At 53.1% G+C, this 1,034-nt stretch carries 2 protein-coding genes; one reads left to right on the forward strand and one right to left on the reverse strand.

Annotated features, from left to right (window positions below; genetic code table 11):
* The first annotated feature begins 234 nt into the window (after positions 1–234).
* Positions 235–816, forward strand: coding sequence for a VOC family protein (locus tag AB9F26_RS22135; RefSeq protein WP_369769116.1), 582 nt, complete (start codon positions 235–237; stop codon positions 814–816).
* A gap of 5 nt (positions 817–821) precedes the next feature.
* On the opposite strand, the gene AB9F26_RS22140 is transcribed toward AB9F26_RS22135, so the two are convergent.
* The coding region (locus tag AB9F26_RS22140) for a hypothetical protein (protein WP_369769115.1) at positions 822–1,034 on the reverse strand (213 nt) is incomplete at its 5' end.

Below are 1,034 nucleotides of genomic sequence, written 5' to 3' on the forward strand. Positions count from 1 at the left end.
CTTTCGACTCCGTTGTTTGAAGGCATCGAGGAAGAGATGACGGATGAGGAAACGGCGATTTCTCAGTCGACCCCAAGTGCACAGATGGTTAGCGGCTAATCACGCCTAAGAGCAGATCAGCAGGGCGACGATAAGCCTGCCAAGGTCAGACCATAAATCGAAGCTCGTAGACTGATCTGACGCCAGCTAACGAGAGGAAAGCCGAGGATCAAGAATATGACAGAAGGCAAAACGATGAAGAAGATCCAAACTCAAGGTGTTCACCATATTACGATCATGGGCGCAGACCGGCAAACGTCGATCGATTTTTGGGAGGGGCTTTTGGGCATGCCATTCATCTTTGACCAGCCCAATCTTGATAATCCGAAGGAGGGCCACATCTATTTTGATCCTGGCGACGGGCGGCTGATCACGATCTTCACGAACGAAGACCGTAAGCCTGACGCAACCCGCACGTCGACCGAGCAGGGTGCCGTGCATCACTTGGCATTCAACGTCAGTAAAGCTACTTTCCATCAGGTTGAAAAGCGCCTTGAAGCGCGCGGTATTAAACATTCCGGCCCCAAGGACCGCGGCTTTATGGACTCGATCTATTTTGAAGATCCGCTGGGCCTTCTTATCGAACTGGCGTCATATCGCTTTGAACCTCCTGAGGGCTGTCGCCACGCAGACGTCATGATTGAGGCGCACCGGATCCGCGTTGCGCGGGGTGACTACAACATCCAAGAGGAACACCTTGCAGACGCGATAGAGCTACTGGTTGAACGTTCTCAACAGTCATTGTCATCTGACCGTTCTGCACGAAATCCATACTGATCTCGCTAGACCTCCAGCGACTTCCAATGCTGTGTTCGTGACGAACGGCTGCTCTTGGGAAGCTGCAATGCGGCATCGGGGATCACGGTGAATGGCTGCTTAGGGCCGTTCATGTCGATCGACACAAAGGGCGGAAAGTGTGAATTCGCTGCTTGTGCGAGGTGAGATCGCGTCAACGGCAAGAGCCGACATTTAAATAGCCGCGGATCGGGTGTTCG

Source organism: Falsihalocynthiibacter sp. BN13B15 (genome assembly GCF_041205415.1).
Lineage (GTDB): Bacteria > Pseudomonadota > Alphaproteobacteria > Rhodobacterales > Rhodobacteraceae > Falsihalocynthiibacter > Falsihalocynthiibacter arcticus.